Source organism: Acidaminococcales bacterium, assembly GCA_031290885.1.
Taxonomy (GTDB): Bacteria; Bacillota; Negativicutes; order Acidaminococcales; family JAISLQ01; genus JAISLQ01.
The window spans coordinates 48,314-66,371 of sequence record JAISLQ010000072.1 but is presented as its reverse complement, the minus strand read 5'-3'; the positions used below and the strand labels follow the sequence as shown (position 1 = coordinate 66,371).

Annotated in this window: 14 protein-coding genes and 1 pseudogene; 10 read left to right on the top strand and 5 right to left on the bottom strand. The window is 51.8% G+C overall.

Annotated elements, in window-relative coordinates:
- A partial coding sequence (locus tag LBO03_09105) for a DNA adenine methylase (protein ID MDR3349730.1) occupies window positions 1-292 on the bottom strand: 292 nt, incomplete at its 3' end.
- A 405-nt stretch (window positions 293-697) separates the two neighbouring features.
- Between LBO03_09105 and LBO03_09100 the strand changes: the two are divergent.
- Window positions 698-1,594: pseudogene (locus LBO03_09100) on the top strand (TraM recognition domain-containing protein).
- 116 nt (window positions 1,595-1,710) lie between these two features.
- Here the strand turns inward: LBO03_09100 and LBO03_09095 are convergent.
- The 4 genes from LBO03_09095 to LBO03_09080 form a co-directional block, all read right to left on the bottom strand.
- On the bottom strand, window positions 1,711-4,719 hold the full coding sequence (locus LBO03_09095; protein ID MDR3349729.1) for a type I restriction endonuclease subunit R: 3,009 nt from the start codon (window positions 4,717-4,719) through the stop codon (window positions 1,711-1,713).
- Window positions 4,719-5,945: a restriction endonuclease subunit S gene (locus LBO03_09090; GenBank protein ID MDR3349728.1), complete on the bottom strand. Its 1,227-nt coding sequence runs from the start codon at window positions 5,943-5,945 to the stop codon at window positions 4,719-4,721. The genes LBO03_09095 and LBO03_09090 overlap by 1 nt, the downstream gene beginning before the upstream one ends.
- Before the next feature lie 287 nt (window positions 5,946-6,232).
- On the bottom strand, window positions 6,233-7,330 hold the full coding sequence (locus LBO03_09085) for a PDDEXK nuclease domain-containing protein (protein MDR3349727.1): 1,098 nt from the start codon (window positions 7,328-7,330) through the stop codon (window positions 6,233-6,235).
- On the bottom strand, window positions 7,330-8,901 hold the full coding sequence (locus tag LBO03_09080; GenBank protein MDR3349726.1) for a type I restriction-modification system subunit M: 1,572 nt from the start codon (window positions 8,899-8,901) through the stop codon (window positions 7,330-7,332). Before LBO03_09080 ends, LBO03_09085 begins: the two co-directional genes overlap by 1 nt.
- Before the next feature lie 381 nt (window positions 8,902-9,282).
- Here LBO03_09080 and cysK point away from each other — a divergent pair, with 381 nt between their 5' ends.
- The 9 genes from cysK (at window position 9,283) to LBO03_09035 (ending at window position 17,851) form a co-directional block, all read left to right on the top strand.
- Window positions 9,283-10,251, top strand: a complete 969-nt coding sequence (cysK, locus tag LBO03_09075; protein MDR3349725.1) for a cysteine synthase A — start codon at window positions 9,283-9,285, stop codon at window positions 10,249-10,251.
- A 110-nt stretch (window positions 10,252-10,361) separates the two neighbouring features.
- Entirely contained in the window at window positions 10,362-11,219 is an 858-nt protein-coding gene (nifH, locus tag LBO03_09070; GenBank protein MDR3349724.1) for a nitrogenase iron protein, read from the top strand.
- Window positions 11,220-11,392: 173 nt separating this feature from the next.
- Window positions 11,393-12,733 (top strand): hypothetical protein, encoded by a 1,341-nt coding sequence (locus tag LBO03_09065; GenBank protein MDR3349723.1) that lies wholly within the window; start codon window positions 11,393-11,395, stop codon window positions 12,731-12,733.
- Between the two features lie 10 nt (window positions 12,734-12,743).
- The gene (locus tag LBO03_09060; protein MDR3349722.1) at window positions 12,744-14,255 is read left to right on the top strand and encodes a hypothetical protein; all 1,512 of its coding nucleotides are present in this window, start codon (window positions 12,744-12,746) and stop codon (window positions 14,253-14,255) included.
- 21 nt (window positions 14,256-14,276) lie between these two features.
- Window positions 14,277-14,645: a YezD family protein gene (locus LBO03_09055; GenBank protein MDR3349721.1), complete on the top strand. Its 369-nt coding sequence runs from the start codon at window positions 14,277-14,279 to the stop codon at window positions 14,643-14,645.
- A gap of 5 nt (window positions 14,646-14,650) precedes the next feature.
- Complete coding sequence (locus LBO03_09050; GenBank protein ID MDR3349720.1) at window positions 14,651-15,007, top strand: hypothetical protein; 357 nt, start codon at window positions 14,651-14,653, stop codon at window positions 15,005-15,007.
- A gap of 12 nt (window positions 15,008-15,019) precedes the next feature.
- Window positions 15,020-15,961 carry an ABC transporter permease subunit gene (locus LBO03_09045; GenBank protein ID MDR3349719.1) on the top strand — a complete coding sequence of 314 codons (942 nt, stop codon included), beginning with the start codon at window positions 15,020-15,022 and terminating at the stop codon, window positions 15,959-15,961.
- Window positions 15,955-16,824 carry an ABC transporter ATP-binding protein gene (locus LBO03_09040; protein MDR3349718.1) on the top strand — a complete coding sequence of 290 codons (870 nt, stop codon included), beginning with the start codon at window positions 15,955-15,957 and terminating at the stop codon, window positions 16,822-16,824. Before LBO03_09045 ends, LBO03_09040 begins: the two co-directional genes overlap by 7 nt.
- Before the next feature lie 16 nt (window positions 16,825-16,840).
- A complete protein-coding gene (locus LBO03_09035; protein MDR3349717.1) occupies window positions 16,841-17,851 on the top strand; it encodes an ABC transporter substrate-binding protein in 1,011 nt (336 codons plus the stop codon).
- The last annotated feature ends 207 nt before the right edge of the window (window positions 17,852-18,058 follow it).

Genomic DNA, 18,058 nt, shown 5'->3' with positions numbered 1-18,058 from the left:
GTAAGTACCGCGCTTCATACTCGCGCAGAGCGTCAATAAGTTCGTCCGCGCCATCGCGAATGGTCGTGTAGGTATGTATAAGTTCGCAGTTGACGTCGCTTATGTAGACCTCGCGGAGGGCGAAGTTGCTTAGCACATCGAATAGCACCGCGCCTCCTCCGACAAACGGTTCGGCGTACTTGGTTACGGCTGAACCCAACCCCGTCGGGTATTTAGCTCGGATTTCGTCAAGTATCTGCGCCTTGCCGCCGGCCCATTTAACGAACGGTTTCAGGTGCCGATTGGTTCTCATATGCGTACTCCTTATTTTTAACGTGTTTTGCCGCTTTTGTGCGACCGTCAAGCGGTTTCGACGTATCTCGCGGAATGAGCCAAACGCGTCCTATGCGTACTGCGTTCGCGACCTTTCCTTGCGAGCATAGCGACTGCACTTGCCTTTCGGTTATTCTCCACCGTTCGGCGGCTTGTCCCGGCGTTATCCACTCCAATTCCATACAGTCACACCTCTTGCACCGTATTCTTAAAGCATGTTTGCTATTATAGCACGTCCGAGCGAAGATTGCAAAAGAAATTTTTCAGAGGTCATTTGCCATGAGATAGTTGGTGTGATTGGGAAAGGTACGTTGTGGAATACGAATTTGTGTGAACAAACTGTAAATTCTGTTCTCACCGATTAGAAAGTCCTTGACATTTTGTTTCGGGAAAAACGGCAAAAAGCATACTAATTTTATGCGGGGCGCGACTTTCGCCTTTCGATATAAAGGAACTCCGCGACCTCATGGTATACGACGAATTAGAGCTTGATACGCTTGGCGACCGCAAGGCCGCTTTTTTTGTTATCACAAGCGACACCGACAGCACTTTTGATTTTCTATCGTCAATGGTAATTATGCAGATGATGAACACGCTTTGTACAAAGGCAGATGATGAATACGGCGGGCGTTTTCCTGTTCATGTTCGCTGCTTGCTTGATGAATTTGCAAACATAAAAATTCCCGATATGCAGCATTTAATTTCCGTACTCCGCAGCAGGGAAATATCAGCCGCTTTGATAGTACAGGCACGGAGCCAGTTGCGGGCAATTTATAAAGACCACGCGGATACCATAATCGGAAATTGCCATACAACCTTGTTTTTAGGCGGAAAAGAGAAAGGCACTCTAAAGGAAATCTCGGAGCTTTTAGGCAAAGGAACAATCGACGCTTTTAATACTTCCGAAAACCAAGGACAATCGCAATCCTACGGCCTTAATTATCAAAAGTTGGGAAAAGAACTCATGTCACAGGACGAAATAGCGGTCATGGATGGGGGCAAGTGTATTCTATCCTTGTGCGGTGTGCGTTCGTTTTTATAGAGCAAATACGATATAACGAAGCACGCGAAGTACAAATATCTTTCCGACCACGACAATAAAACCGCATTTGGCCCCGAAAAGTATTTGTCCCGCATACGGCGCAGCGCAGCGAGTTTTAGAAATATCTTTCAAAGCGGACCATATTTGCGTCTATGGCGAATAGTGGCGGAAGCATCCAATCGTTCGTCGCGCCGTGCGCGATTACTGCTTGTGGTTCAATTTGCTCGAGTAACTTCATAAAGCCATCAAGGAAATGCCGCCGTCATCGATGCGTTTTGCGCACCCGTGAGTTCCAGCCGCAGCAACGGATTGTTTCCGCAACCCGTCAAAGCAAAGCTCGTAAGGCCGAACAATAATCAGACTGCCCCGAAATATTTCTCAAAGAATTTCAAGAGCTTGGCGACAACGCCTTGTTTCTTCTCCTGCCTGTTGCCCCCTCCGAAGCGCGACGCCGGCGGCAAAATTTTATCGACGTCCGTTCCGGTCGTTTTAACCGCGCCGTCGCGGAAGGCGTTTTCCATGAACTTTCTTGTCTCGCCGTCTTTGAGATTCTCCTCGGCGATAAGGCTTCGCAAGTCCTTTTCGGCTTCTTCCCGGACGAATTTCTGCCAGTCGTCCTCGACCTCTGTCTGGACGTTTACCCGGCTTATGAACTCTTCAATCAGTTCTTTCTTGCTGCGGAGACGGACGCTTGAACGCACAGCTGCATAAATGCTGTCAAGTATGCTCTTGTCCTTGCAGTTGCTGTCCTTGTACTTGGCTACAAGGATAAGGATATAGTCGATATTGACCTCGATTTGCCGGATAAGTTCAAGTTCAAACTCAATGTCGTCGTTTATTTCCTCGCGCTCGCCGCCTTCGGGACGGAACTTGTCCTTCAGGTCAAGGTACACGCCTTGATAGTCCTGATAATCCCGTTCGGCGATTCTTTCGTTGCCCTCGAACTCGTCAAACGCCGCAAGCACGTTCCTGAGCCTAAGTATCGCGCCGAACAGCTTGATAAACTCCTTTTGGTTTTCCTCCCCGACAATCGGCCGGTCGAGCGGGAAATCGGTTGCAAGCGTTTTGATAAGCTCAATATATCCCGGCTTGTGCTCGCCGCCTTTTTCGTAGCCTTCCATATACTCGCGGAACGTGCGGATCACCACAATGCCGCCCGCCTCGCGGTTGCCGAAGAGCGCAATCGCATCATCGGTCGCTTGTTTCAAGTCGCGAAAGCACACGATGTTGCCGAAAGTCTTGACGCTGTTCAGTATGCGGTTGGTGCGGCTGAACGCTTGGAGCAAGCCGTGCTGACGCAAATTTTTGTCAACCCACAGCGTGTTAAGCGTCGTAGCGTCAAAGCCCGTGAGGAACATATTGACCACGACAAGCAAATCAACTTCGCGATCTTTTACCCTCTGCGAAAGGTCTTTGTAATAATTCTGAAATTTATCCGCAGAGGTATCGAAGTTGGTGGCGAACATCGCGTTATAGTCCGCGATGGCCGCTTCAAGGAAATCGCGGCTGTTTTTGTCAAGCCTGTCGTTGTCAAATTCCTCGTCGGCGTCCTCCTCATTGGCGGCGTAGCTGAATATGGTTGCCGCTTTCAAACCGTGGCTGCGGTTCTTGAACTCCTCATAGTACAGCTTCGCCGCAGGTATGCCCGACACGGCGAATATGGAGTTAAATCCGGCAAGGCGTTTGCCCTTGACCGTGTAATGCTCGCTCCGTTTCGTCTTTTGGTCGAAATGGGCAAGGATATAATCCGTCACAAGCGATATGCGGTGCGGGTCGAGCAAGGCGCGTTCCGCGTCAATCGCGCTGATTTTCTTGTCCGCTACGCCGTCCTTTTCCCTGACGGTGTTAATGAAATCAATCCTGAACGGCAGGACGTTGCCATCGTTGATCGCGTCCACTATCGTATAGCTGTGGAGCTTGTCGCCAAACGCCTGCGCCGTCGTTTTCAAAAGCGGATTGCCGCCGCTTGACGAGTTGGCGGCGAAAATCGGCGTACCCGTAAAGCCGAATATATGGTAATTTTTGAACGTCTTGGTTATTGCCGTGTGCATATCGCCGAACTGTGAGCGATGGCATTCGTCGAAAATAAGCGCGACGCGCTTTTTGAAAATGTCGTGCGCCTTGTTTTTGGAGATAAACACGCCGAGCTTCTGAATCGTCGTGACGATAAGGCTGTAAATATGCGGGTTGCCCTTTTCGTCCCTGTCCTCCAATTGACGGGCCAGGACCCGCGTGGAACTGTTGCCGTTCGCCGCGCCTTTCTGGAAGCGGTCGTATTCTTTCATTGTCTGATAGTCAAGGTCTTTGCGGTCAACGACAAATATCACTTTATCGATATAGTCAAGCCTTGCGGCAAGCTGCGCGGCCTTAAAGCTGGTGAGCGTCTTGCCGCTCCCCGTAGTGTGCCAAATGTAGCCGCCGCCGTCAACCGAACCGTATTTTTTATAGTTGTTCGCTATCTCAATACGGTTCAAAATCCGCTCCGTCGCCGCAATTTGGTACGGGCGCATAACGAGCAGCAGTTCCTCGCTTGTAAACACGCAATAGCGCGTGAGGATATTCAAAATCGTGTGCTTGGCGAAAAACGTCTTTGTGAAGTCAACGAGGTCGGCGATGACCTTGTTGCTCGCGTCCGCCCAAAAGGACGTAAACTCGAAGCTGTTGGACGTTTTCCTGGTTTTGCGGACGCCGGCCGCTTCTTTGACGGAAAGTTCGCGGGTGGTGTTGCTGTAATATTTCGTGTGCGTGCCGTTCGATATAACGAAAATCTGCACGTACTCGAACAGACCCGACCCCGCCCAAAAGCTGTCGCGCTGATAGCGGCTTATTTGGTTGAACGCTTCGCGGATTGCCACGCCGCGCCGCTTAAGCTCGATATGTACGAGCGGCATACCGTTGACGAGAATAGTAACGTCATAGCGGTTCTTATACGTCCCGTCCCCGGTTTCGTATTGGTTGATCGCTTGCAGACGGTTGTTGTGAATGTGTTTCTTGTCGAGCAGATAGACGTTTTTCGTCGTGCCGTCGTCGCGGCGCAAAATTTGCACATAATCGTCCTGAATGCGGCGCGTTTTATCAACAATGCCCTCGTTGGCGTTGGCGACGCACGAGGAAAAGAACCTTTGCCATTCCGCATCGGCAAAGGCCATATTGTTAAGCCGCTCAAGCTGGCGGCGCAGGTTTTCGATTAACGCCGCTTCGCTCGCGATGTTCACATGCTCATAACCCTGCGCGGCCAGCAGGCGGATAAATTCCGCCTCAAGCGCCGCCTCGGACTGGTAAGCGTCCGAGCGGCTGCCAACGGGGGCGTACTCCGCCACGACGGTTTCAAGCGGCGTTTCGGCGACGATGTTCACTTGGCTCATCAAGCGCACTCCTTAAAGGCCAATAGTTTGTCGCGGTAATATTCGTACTGCCGCTTGCGCGCCGCGATTTCGGCGGGAAGCCCTGTGGCGATGTCGTTTGCAAGGGCGTCAAAGCGGTCAAGGATTGCGACTATGCGCTCCTGCTCGTCAAGCGGCGGCACGGGGATACTCGCCTTTGTAATGTTGTCGTTATATAGACGCGCAATCGTCCCGCCTGTTGAAACGTGCCACGGCGCAAGCTGATAGCAGTAATACAGATACTTGTTCAGGACTTTGCTTTCGTCATGTTCAAGCCACACGATGTTTGAATCCTGATAGTAGGCCGGCTCGCCGTCAAAAATAACCGCTCTGCCAATTGTCCCTGCTGCTGAAATCAATACATCGCCCTTCTTTGGGTACGAGTAGTCGCGCTTGTAACGCTCGTAGGTTTCGGTAGATATATACGCGTCCGGCGTTTTCCCAAAAGTCCCGATTTTATAAAATGGCACATCGCCATTGGATGACGTTTCAGCTTTCATTATCCGTTTGCACATCGCTACCCGTCCTATCTCTCCAAGCGTTACCCACTTTGCCCGTTGTTTGTTTGTTAAGATTGTGTTCGCGTCGGGGTTGAATGTCAAGAGGTAATTTCGATAATATTCATATTGTTTTTTTCTTGCTGCAAGCTCCGCTGCAAGCTCCGCTGCAAGCTCCGTAAAATTGTCGAGCACCTCGACAATTTTACGCTGCACGGGCAGCGGCGGGAGGGGGATTTTTATCCCCTCAAGATGCTTGGGCGTAACCTCAATCACCTTTGTGCCGTGGGCGATTTTGCGTTTCTGCTCAAAAAACGCCTTGGTTTGAAACCAGTAGGCAACGTACTTCGGGTTTTGACTGTGTTTGAAGATGGCAGTATGACCGCCCGTAACAATATCCGTGTCACCAAGCCACACTACGCATTTGCAAACATCTTCAATATTCTCGCTCGTAACAGCAATGATAATATCGCCCTTGCCGACCGTCTTCAACCGCGCCGCCAGTTCGGGCGAAACGAAAGACTTGGTAGCAGTTGCAAAAGTACCATAATAGGTGTAAATCTGCCCGTAATGAATACATGGTATCCCAGATTTAGTGAAATCACTCTTGGATAGCCCGCTTCCTCTGGTTATAGTGCCGATTTCACCAAGCGTAGCATACTTTACCCCGTTCGGGCAATGTTCTTTGATCAGCGCGTCGAGTTTAGACATTGGACTGTTCCTCCGTTTTGGGTGTTCCAACCCAATATGCCGATGGCTTTATTTAGCTTATCGTCAGCTTTTATGTTTTCAAGTATACCGACTACCAACGTATGCAACGGCTCGAATTTCTGAATCGCCACATCTTCATCATAATCGCCGTGTACAATTTCGCTTAACTCGCTGAACAACCTATAACCATCGTCGGAAAATTGACGGGGTATTATATGGCACTCGGCGTCAACTTTATAAAGCCGTCTATCTGAACGAATTCCGCAGATGATGGCTTTGAAAGAATATCAGCTAATCTCGCCATTTTCTTTACCCCCTGCGTTCTCCGTGAGTTCGTTTGTCGCATTGTCAAACTCTGCGACAATGCTCGCTATCTCGTCCGGAGAGGGCAACAGGTTTCGCAAATCCTCCGGCAAGCTGTCGGTGAATGAGTACGTCGCCACGCCGATTGGTTTGTTGGCGGTTTTCAGCGTATACTCCACCCGCGTCCGTTTCTTGCTCTTGCAGATGATAATCCCGATAGACGGGTTCTCGTCAGGCAGTTTAACGAGTTCATCAAGCACTGCATTTTTCCCGACGCATTCGGGGATAAACTCGCCGATTTTGAGTTCAATCGCAATAAGAGAGCGCAGCCGCCTGTGGAACAGGAGCAGGTCTATATAGTAATCGTCGTCGTCCACGTCAATGCGGTATTGGTTGCCAATAAAGGCAAAGTCGCCGCCCATTTCGGCAAGGAACGCCCGAATGTTGTTGACAATCCCCGCTTCTACCTCCGCCTCGCTGTGTTCGATACCCATCTCAATGAAGTCGAAGTTGTAATCGTCCTTGACGGCGAGTTTCGCTTGAAGCCTGTACTTTTCGGGTACGGTTTCGTCAAAGTTCGTTTGATTGGCGAGATACCGCTCAAACGCCTTGTTCTCGATATTGTTTATCAGCACGTCCTTTATCCAACCGTAACGCCGCGTCATTTTGATATAAAACTCGCGCTCACTATGGTCTTTGCATTTTTCCATAATTGCGCAGTTTTTCGACCAGCTTATTTCTGCCACCAACGGTGGCAGAATTGGCTTTTGAATTTCTGCAACCAATGGTGGCAGCTTTTCGGTTTGCGCGTATTCGACATAGAAATTACGCATACGCCAGAGATTACGCGCCGAAAATCCCGACACTCCCGGAAATTCTTTTTGAAGTTCTTTCGACAAAACCTCAACGACAGACTTCCCCCAACCCTTTTCCTGCTGTTGGGCGTAAATTTCCTCGCCGATTTCCCAGTAAAGCTGTATGAGTTCGGCGTTGACCTTATTCATCGCCTCATACTGGCGGCGATAGATAAGGTCTTTTATTTCTTTTACAAAAGGCGCATAGAGCGTCAAGCTGTTTTCCATTATCTTGCGCCTCCCTCAATATCCGCGACAATTGCAGCAATTTCACGGCGCAGAACGTCTTCGCGGGCGACTATACGCTCAATTTCGGCGTTCAACTCGGTTATGTCGATAATCTCGCGCTTATCCTCTTGCGTGACGTAAGTCGATACGGAAAGGTTATAACTCTGCTCTGCAATTTCACCATTCGGAACAAGGCGGGTAAAGTAGTCCATACTCCCGCGTGTCGTGTATGCCGCGACGATTTTATCAATGTTGTCAGCGGCCAGTTTGTTGCTGTTCGTTACCTTTACGAACTCGCGGCTCGCGTCAATGAACAGGGTCGAGTTATCGGATTTCGCTTTTCGGAGTACCATTATGCACGTCGCTATGCTCGTGCCAAAAAAGAGGTTGTCCGGCAGTTGAATCACGCAGTCCACGAAGTTGTTGTCTATGAGGTATTTGCGGATTTTCTGTTCCGCGCCGCCGCGATAGAGTATGCCGGGAAACACGACATACGCCGCCGTGCCATTCGTCGCAAGCCACGAAAGCCCGTGCATTATAAACGCGAAGTCCTCTTTGCTCTTGGGCGCAAGCACTCCGGCAGGGGAAAAACGCGGGTCGTTGATAAGTAACGGATTGCCGTCGCCCGCCCAAGTGTGGGAGTACGGCGGATTCGATACGATAGCCTCAAACGGCTCGTCATCCCAATGCTGCGGTTCAAGCATTGTGTCGCCGTGCGCTATATCGAATTTGTCATAGTCTATGTCATGCAGGAACATATTGATACGACAGAGATTGTAAGTCGTCAGATTGATTTCCTGCCCGAAAAAGCCGTTGCGGACGTTATCTTTGCCGAGTATTTTGGCAAATTTCAAGAGCAGCGAGCCCGAACCGCAAGCCGGGTCATATACTTTGTTCACAACGGTTTTGCCAACTATCGTCAGGAGGGTGAGCAGTTCGGAAACTTCTTGCGGCGTGTAATATTCGCCGCCGCTTTTGCCCGCATTGCTTGCGTACATGCCCATAAGGTACTCGTAAGCGTCGCCGAAAAGGTCGATTGTGTTCTCTTTGTAATCGCCAAGCTTCATTTCACCGATGCCATTCAATAGTTTGACGATTTGCTCGTTTCGTTTGGCGACCGAGCCACCGAGTTTATTGCTGTTAACATCGATGTCATCAAACAAGCCTTTGAAGTTTGCTTCACTCGGCGTTCCCTGTGCCGATGCTTCTATATGCTTGAAGATGTTTTCGAGCGTTACATTGAGGTCGGGGTCGTTTGCCGCCTTTGCCCGCAGGTTTTCAAACAGTTCAGACGGCAGGATAAAGAAACCTTTCGTGGCGACTAAATCCTCACGGGCTGATTCGGCATCGCCATCGGACAGCTTGGCATACTCAAAAGAGGGGTTGCCCGCTTCGCGCTCCCCCGCATTGATGTACCCCGACAAATTCTCCGAGATATATCGGTAGAACAATATGCCGAGGACGTATTGCTTAAAATCCCACCCATCCACAGAACCGCGCAGGTCGTTGGCTATGCTCCATATGACACGGTGAAGTTCCGTGCGTTCTGCTTCTTTTCGATTGTCAGCCATTAATTGTTCCCGCTCCTTGTTTGAAAGTTTGAGCGCCTGCGGCTTTCGCCCATTCGTTTTGCGTCCGTTTCCCTTTTTGATTATTATATCATGCCATTTTGTGGAAGGGGCGGCAATTAATCAGCAGTTAGATAAATTAAAGGCGCATCCGGCCAATCCAACAAAAAATCAGGCTCAACAGCCTATGCATAAAAATCCATTTAAGATGCTTTGTTGACAAGCGGACAATTTTGTATTATAGTCTATATTAATCATATATAAACTATATGATTAATATGTATTAGGCAATTGTTTCCCTTGCCAGCGGACGCGAACTGGCGGACGATTTTCCTCGCGCAGCATTCCCCGACGGTTTGCAAAACAATTCAAGGAGATGTCGCAATGGCAAATATTATCGTCGACAATCTGACGGAGCTTATCGGCAATACGCCCATTTTGCGCCCGCACGCTTTTCGCCGGCTGGCCAAAATCGCAGATGGCGACCTTTTGCTGAAATTGGAGTATTTCAATCCCCTCTCCAGCGTAAAAGACCGGATTGCCAACGCGATGATCGAAGATGCGGAAAAAAGGGGTATTTTGACTAAAGATTCCGCGCTTATTGAGCCAAGCAGCGGCAACACCGGCGTGGGGCTGGCCTTTGTGGCGGCGGCCAAGGGATATAAGCTGATCGTTACGATGCCCGATTCCATGAGCATAGAGCGCCGGACACTGCTTTTGGCATTAGGCGCCGAGCTTGTTCTGACGCCCGGCGCGGAAGGAATGAAAGGCGCGATAAGCAAGGCGGAAGAACTTAACACGCAGATTCCCGGCAGCGTCATTTTGCAGCAGTTCGCCAACCCCGCCAACCCTGAAATACACAGGCGGACTACCGGCGAGGAGATCTGGGAGGCCACCGGCGGCAAAGTCGACGTGGTCGTTGCCGGCGTCGGCACGGGCGGGACCGTAACCGGCATCAGCCAGGCACTTAAAGGGAAAAACCCGGCAATAAAGATTGTGGCGGTAGAGCCCGATGCCTCGCCCGTACTGTCCGGCGGGAAAGCGGGCCCGCATGTTATCCAAGGCATTGGCGCGGGTTTCGTGCCTGATGTTTTGGATCTTGGCGCTGTCGATGAGATATACAGGGTGCGCAACGAAGAGGCTATAGACACGGCGCGCGTGCTGGCGAGGGAAGAAGGGCTGCTTGTCGGCATATCTTCGGGCGCGGCGGCTTTTGCCGCCGCTAAAGTCGCCAGAAGATCGGAAAACGCGGGCAAAACGGTCGTCGCCATTTTGCCCGACACCGGCGAGCGTTATCTGTCTACCGCCTTGTTCAAAGATTTGCCGCGCGAAAAGAGCAACATCTGGTACTGACGCTTTTCCCCGGCTAAACCAAAGCAGCTTTGCGAGTTGGTTTTTAACCGGGGAACCGCATGACGGATTAGGGCAGCGAAATTTTAACGGAAAAGGAATGAGTTTGATTTATGGCAGAGAAAAAATTGCGGCAAATCGCCATTTACGGCAAAGGAGGCATCGGCAAGTCCACCACTACGCAAAATCTTGCGGCAGGTTTGTCGGAACTTGGCAACAACATAATGATCGTTGGCTGCGATCCGAAAGCGGACTCGACCAGGCTGCTGTTGGGCGGCTTGGCGCAAAAGACCGTATTGGACACTTTGCGCGAATCCGGCGACGATATAGGGCTTGACCTCATAATGAAGGAAGGATTCAACGGGGTGCGCTGCGTGGAATCCGGCGGCCCGGAACCCGGCGTAGGCTGCGCGGGGCGCGGCATTATCACGTCAATCGGCCTTTTGGAGCGTTTGGGCGCTTACACCGAGGATCTTGACTATGTCTTTTACGACGTTTTGGGGGATGTCGTCTGCGGTGGTTTCGCGATGCCCATAAGAGAAGGGAAAGCCAAAGAGATATACATAGTTGCCAGCGGCGAAATGATGTCTCTTTACGCCGCCAACAACATCTCAAAGGGAGTACAGAAATACGCGGCCAAAGGCGGCGTTAGGCTTGGCGGGATTATTTGCAACAGCCGCAACGTCGACCGCGAATCGGAGCTTTTAAAGGCTTTCGCCAAAGAACTCGGCACGCAGTTGTTGCACTTCCTGCCGCGGGACAACATCGTCCAGCACGCGGAAATACGCCGCAAGACCGTAATCGCGTATAAACCCGATTCGGGACAGGCCAACGAATACAGGACTTTGGCGCAAGAGGTTGCCGAAAACGATTATTTCACCATCCCTACGCCCATGTCAGCCGACCGGTTAGAGGAGATACTGATGGAATTTGGCCTGATGGATTCGCTTAAAGACGATTACCGTATTTGAGTGGCGCAATATGTCCCCTGGCCAAATTAGCGGCGACTGCGCGGCCAATTGGCCGCGCTGCGCCTTCCGTGTCCGCGCGCTTTTCGCCTCTCGCAGGGCGAGACGCTATATCGCAAGCCTTGTCCATGTCTTAAACGGTAAGCGGCATAAGTATTGTTAAGGGGGTATTTTTCATGAGCGCGATTATCGACAGGCCACGCTTTGGCTGTCCGCTCGGCGGCGCATTGGGAATGATCAGGGCGCTGCCGCGCACGGTGCCGATCGTCCATGCTTCCACCGGCTGCGCCTATAACATTTATGTGGGCATGAACTCCGGCGCCGGCTATTTGGGCGGCGGCTACTGCGGCGCAACCTCGACGCCCAGCAGCAACGTAGTCGAAAAGGAGATAGTGTTCGGCGGCGAGGAAAGGCTGCGCGAGCAGATAGCGACTACCCTTGAAATCATGGACGGCGACCTTTATGTGGTATTGTCCGGCTGCATGGTGGAAATGATCGGCGATGACGCGCAATCGGTCGCGGGCAAATTCAAAAACGCCCTGAAACCGGTAATATCCGTATCCACTCCCGGCTTCAAGGGCAATTCCGCTTACGGCTATGACGTTGTGCTGGAGGCCCTGGCCAAAGAATACGTAACGCCCCGCAAACGAAAAAAAGCCAATAAGGTCAATGTTTTCGGCCTCATGCCGGGCGGGGACGTTTTCTACAAAGGCAACCTCCGGGAAATAAAGCGCCTGCTGAACCTTATCGGCCTTGAAGCCAACACTCTGATCGGAGAAGGGGAAACGCTTGCCGACATTAAAAATTCCGGCGATGCGGCACTCAACGTAGTATTGTCGGACGTATATGCCCCGCTCGCGGCCGCCGCTTATGAAAGCGCACATCACATCCCCTGTGTCAGGGTTCCCCTGCCGATAGGCTATCTGCAAACGGAAAGGTTCCTGCATCTTGTCGGCGGGCATTTGGGCATAGAGGGGAAATTTATCGGCAAAGCCCTGAAAAGCGAACAGGCTGTATATTTTGATTATTTTGAGCGCATTTCCGACAGTTATAACGACATTGATTTCCAGCGTTACGGCCTGGTCGTTGCCGATGCCAATTACGCGCCCGCCATCACGGAATTTATCGCCGACGAATTAGGCTGGCTGCCGCATCTTACCGTTGTAACCGATGAACTGACCGAACGCCAGCAAGAGCTTTTAAGCAAGAGGTTTGAAAATTATGCATCGGGCGTAAAGCCCCAAGTACGCTACGACCCCAATGCCGCCTCGGTGCGCCGGCATTTGAGCGGCAGTTGGGAAAGGAACCGCAATCACCGCTACTACGATTCTTTCAGCCCCGCCGTAGTGTTTGGCAGCGTATTTGAGCGCGATCTTGCCGAAGAACTGTCGGCGCCGCTTCTGACGGTGTCCTTTCCCGTAACCAACCGCGTAGTCTTCAATCGCGGCTACGCCGGCACAACCGGCGGGCTGGCGTTTGCCGAAGATACTTTCGGCTTGCTTGTGGCAGGCCGGTAAGGAGGAAATCATGATCATAGAAAACTCCGCCCCGGCGCGGGAAGAGCGCCTGAAAGCAGGCATCGCCTTTTGCGGCACTTGCGCTCAGTTGCAAAGCCGCCTCGGGCAAAAGGACAACGGCTGCCTGTACGCCGCCAACCGCAGTTTTTCGCAGGCGCACGGCTGCCAGTTTACTTTGAGCCTCGGCATATTGAACTCATTGCGCAATGCCGTGGTAATTATGCACGGTCCGGTCGGTTGCGGTTTTTGCAGCACGGCCAATATAGGGACCAACAAGAATTTCAAGAAATTGCGCGACCCGGCCGCCGGCGGGATAGTCTGGTTAAGCACCAACCTTGACGAATCAGATGTCATCGAAGGCGGCGAGAAGAAACTTCGGGCCGCCGTGCTGTACGCCGACAGGGAATTTCGCCCCGAGGCGATCATAGTGGCCAGTTCCTGCGTGCCTGCCCTGATCGGGGACGACGTTGACAGCATATTGGAAAATCTTGAGCGGGAAACCGCCGCCGAACTTGTGCCGGTGAACTGCGAGGGCTTCAAGACCAAGCTGATGGCCACGGCTTATGACGCCGTATATAACGGCGTATTGAAAAAACTCACCAAATACCGGGAACGCGACAAATACTTTACGGAAAACGAACTGTCCGACAAGTTGTGGGAATATGAGAAAGGAAGGACGGTAAACGTCTTTAATGTTGGCTCCATGAGCAGGGCGGACGAGTTGGAGATAAAAAGGCTGCTTTCCGCTTTGGAGCTAAAAGTTAACTTCCTGCCCTGTTTTTCCCGGCCGGACGACTTTCGCGCCGCCCTTGACGCCGCGCTTAACATCAGCGTTTGCGGGACGCATGACGACTATTACCTTAAATATATACATAAAGAATTTAACATACCTTACATCATCGACACCATGCCAATCGGCAAAAAAGCCACCGCGCGCTGGCTGTTGAAAATAGCGGATCATTTTGGCGTAGCCGAACGGGCGCGGCTTTTAATTCAAAAGGAGGAAGAAGAACTTGAGCGGGCGTTGGAAGGTTTCCGGGCGGTTTTAAAAGGCAAGCGCGCCTATGTCAGCGGCGGCGAGGTCCGCATTTTCGTTACCGCCGAGGTCTTGACCGATCTCGGCATGGAAATAGCCGGCTTCAAAGGCCACCACATCGATGAGTTCGCATGGCCGGTAATGGAAGGGCTGCCCGGCATAGAGAACATTTACATCAATATTGCCTCCCAACATCCTTTTGAACAGGCAAACATCGTCAAAAGGCTGAAACCGGATTTGCTGGTCATCCACACGGGCAGCGGCAACATAACCGCCAAACACGGCCTGCCGGTATTGCCGCTTTTTGGGCCCGGCTACAATTATATAGGCTATTCGGGCGTTTTCGAGATTGCGCGCCGTCTCCGCCGCATAATCGCCAACAACCAGTTCAACCGGAACATGCAAAAATACCGTCCCGCGCCTTATCGCAGCGAATGGTACGCAAAAGACCCATCCGCCTATATCAAGGACACGGCAGGAAAATGAGGGTTAAAAGGGGGATTTTCGGTGAATCGGGGGAAACCGGGAGTTAACGAAGATGCGCCTGTCAATCCGGAATTAATGGATCAAATAATTGACATGGCGCAAACGATTAATTTTGGTCATATTACGCTGATAAGCCAGAATTTTCGCCTTATTCAAATTGAACGCAATGAAAAGATCCGCATTGGCGAGCAAAGCAAAGCCAAAGAAAAGGACAAAAATGAAGTTTTTCCCAACCATGCCGGAATTTGCCGGAAAATACAGCAGCAGTTTCGCGGTTTGGAGTACGGACAGATCGTCATAGTGGTAAACAATGGCATCGTTGTACGCATAGAACGCATTGAAAAACAAAGATTTTCCGATTTTACGGGGCTTGACGGCGAGGGGATATGATGAATATGCAAATAAGTTGGCGTATCGCCGCCGCCAGTTCAAACGGTTTGGAGATAAACAGGCACTTTGGCCAGGCATCGTCCTTTTTCATCTTTGACTTAAAACCCGGCGGCGCTTACGAATTGGCCGAAGAACGCGCCTTCAATCAATTTTGCTCCGATTGCGGACATGAGAACCTGTCGGAGCGCATGGACATCTTTGCCGACTGCGGCGCCCTGCTGGCGGCAAAGGTCGGCCCGGGGGCCAGGGCCATGTTGGAGGCGGCCGGGCTGCTGGTATTTGAGCAGGAAGGCCGGATCGACCAAAACCTGCGCCGGCTGGCCAAGTACCTTGCGCTGCGGCAGACAGGCAAACAACAATAAGGAGGAAGCGGCTTGTACGCTAAATTCATTCCCGCCGCGAGCGCGGCGCTGACGCTAATCATACACGCCGGCGTGCCCAACAGCGCGAAATACATGCACGGCAAGTTGCCATACCTTAAAATACTGCTGCTTGTCATTCTCGCCGCAACTGTCATCAGCATAATTTTGTCGCGCTTCAATCCGCAGTTTGGCGAAAAATACGCCTACAAGTCGCGATTTGTCGGGGCGGCGCTCTTGTTTGTCTGCCTTTACAACGTCATAACCGTCAAGCTCATGCTTTTGCCGGCTATTTACTTTCCGGCCATTGACGTGATATTGCGCGTGTTCGTTGAGGAATGGGCGTTTTTGCTTAAATGCCTCGCCTATTCTTTCCGGCTTTTGCTCATCGGCTTTGTGCTCGGCGCCAGCACCGGCATAGCGACAGGCATCATGGTCGGTTGGAGCAAACAATGGAGTTATTGGATCCACCCTTTGATCCGGTTGATCGGCCCCATCCCTTCCACCGCCTGGATACCTATCGCGCTCGTCAGTTTTGCCAACTCCTTTCAGGCCAGCATCTTCCTGATCGCTTTGGCGGTATGGTTTCCCACTACCGTACTCACCAGCTCCGGCATTTACAATGTAAAGAACGCCTATTTTGAGGTCGCCAGCACGCTCGGCGCCAATTCCTTCCAGAAAATATTCAAGATCGCCCTGCCGGACGCCATGCCCAGCATCTTCGTAGGCATTTTCAACGGAACCTGTGCCTCTTTCCTCACGCTCATGACCGCCGAAATGATGGGGGTGAAATTCGGCATAGGCTGGTACATCAACTGGCAAAGGGAAATGATGTCTTACGCCAATGTATATGCCGGGCTTATAACCATCGCCGTCAGTTTTTCCTTCATTATTACTGTCATGTTCAAAGTGCGCGACAAAACCTTGGGTTGGCAGAAAGGGATAATCAAATGGTAGCGGCGAAAAGGTCAGGCGGCACAAGCATGGAAGACCTGCAAAAAATCTTTGTCCGCCCGGATGGGCAAATGGCAGAGGAGAAAAGGTCAGGCAGCATCAGCGCGGAAAACCTGCAAAAAATCTTCGTCCGCCCGGACGGGCAAACGGTAACGGCTCTAAGCGATGTCAATGTAAACGTGGAAGCAGGGCAGTTTGTGTCGCTTATCGGACCTTCCGGCTGCGGCAAGTCCACCTTTTTGCGGATAGTCGCCGGCCTTTTGCCGGCCAGCAAAGGACGCGTTTCTTTGGACGGGGAGGCGATCGACGGCCCGAGTTTTGAACGCGGCCTGGTTTTTCAAGACCCTACCCTGTTCCCTTGGCTTACCGTCTATGAAAATGTCGCTTTCGGCTTGCGGGTACGCAAAATATACGAAGAAAAACAAAAAGATGTAAGCGAATTCATCAGGTTAGTGGGGCTGGCCGGTTTTGAAAACGTCTATCCCCACCAACTGTCGGGCGGCATGGCGCAAAGGGCGTCGCTGGCCAGGGCCTTGGTTAACCACCCCAGCGTGCTGCTCCTTGACGAGCCGTTTGGGGCGCTGGACGCCTTCACGCGCATGAACATGCAGGACGAACTGATAAAGATTTGGCGGGAACGCGGCACTACCATGATTATGGTTACGCACGACGTGGACGAGGCCATCTATCTGAGCGATCGCATACTGGTCATGAAAGCGCGCCCGGCCAGGATCGAAAGCGTGATCGAAGTGGAGATGGGACGCCCGCGTGCCCGCAGCCACGCCTATTTTCTGGAGTTGCGGTCAAAAATACTGCAATTGCTTGATTTTGCCGGCAAGGTTGAAGAAATTCAATACTATATATAACAAGGAGGAGATTACCATGACAAAAAACAAAAAGGGTGCTTCCGTCGTCAAAATCGTTTTCGCGGCCGCCGTTACAGCGATGTTCTGCGCCGGTTACGCAGTCGGCGCCGTTCACGCAAAGGCGCTGAAAATAGGCTGGTCGGGCAGCCTTTGCGAAGCTCCGCTGCACATGGCGGTGGAAAAAGGGTTTTTCCAAGAAGAAGGGCTTGAGGTGGAATTAGTCAAACTTGCGCCCGGCACGGCTTTTGACGCCGTAACATCCGGGCAGACCGAAGCCGGTTTTTCGCTTTTGGCCAGTACCATCCAGCCGCTTTCCAACGGGTTGCCCGTCAAAATAACCACCGGATTGCACACGGGCTGCGACAAAGTATTGGTAAAAGCCGACTCCGGCATAACTAGCGCCGCCGGGCTCAGAGGCAAAAAAATCGGCGTGCCCAGCATGAGCAGCAGCCCGATCATCTTTGCTAAACGCTCCTTGGCCGCAGGCGGCGTCGGCGTAGGCATGGAAGACTCCGAGGTGGAATTTGTCGTCTACAACACATCCGATCTGGCCATCGCCCTAGACAAAGGCGCGGTCGACGCCATCGGCATGAACGAGCCGACTGCCACCATCGCCGCCAACGCTTACAACTACAAAACGCTGTTTGACTCCGCCAAAGACGCCCCTTTCAATTCGCAGTATTGCTGCGTAGCCTATGTGCGGGACAGCATAGCCGCCGATTCCCCCGATCTGGCGCTCAAATACACAAGGGCCATGCAAAAGGCCAGCGCCTGGGTACAGGCCAACCAGGACGAAACGGCCAGGATTCAGGTGGAGAACAAATGGGTTCCGGGCGACGCGCAAACCAACGCCGGCGTCCTCAAAACGCTCAATTATATACCGTCGTCTTCCGGCGCCTACAATGCTTTTGGCATTACCGCCCGGCAACTGCAGGCCGTCGGCATGCTCAACAAAAATACTGACGTTGACGCGCTGCATAACAACAGCTTCCTTATTTTATCCGGAATTGACGCCAAATATAAATAAATTCTTGTTTTGGCAAGGCCGGCAATGACTTTTATGTTTCCGGCAACGCTTACGGGCCGAACGGCTACCTCAAAATGGGGCGGCCGTTTTTTTCCTGCTTTTTGCACTTTTGCGATTTTACAAAAAGATGATTTTATTGTATAGTATTCAATAAGAATTGTTGCCGTCAGTTCACGTTATTGCGTTGCCGCCGCCGGCGGAAACTGC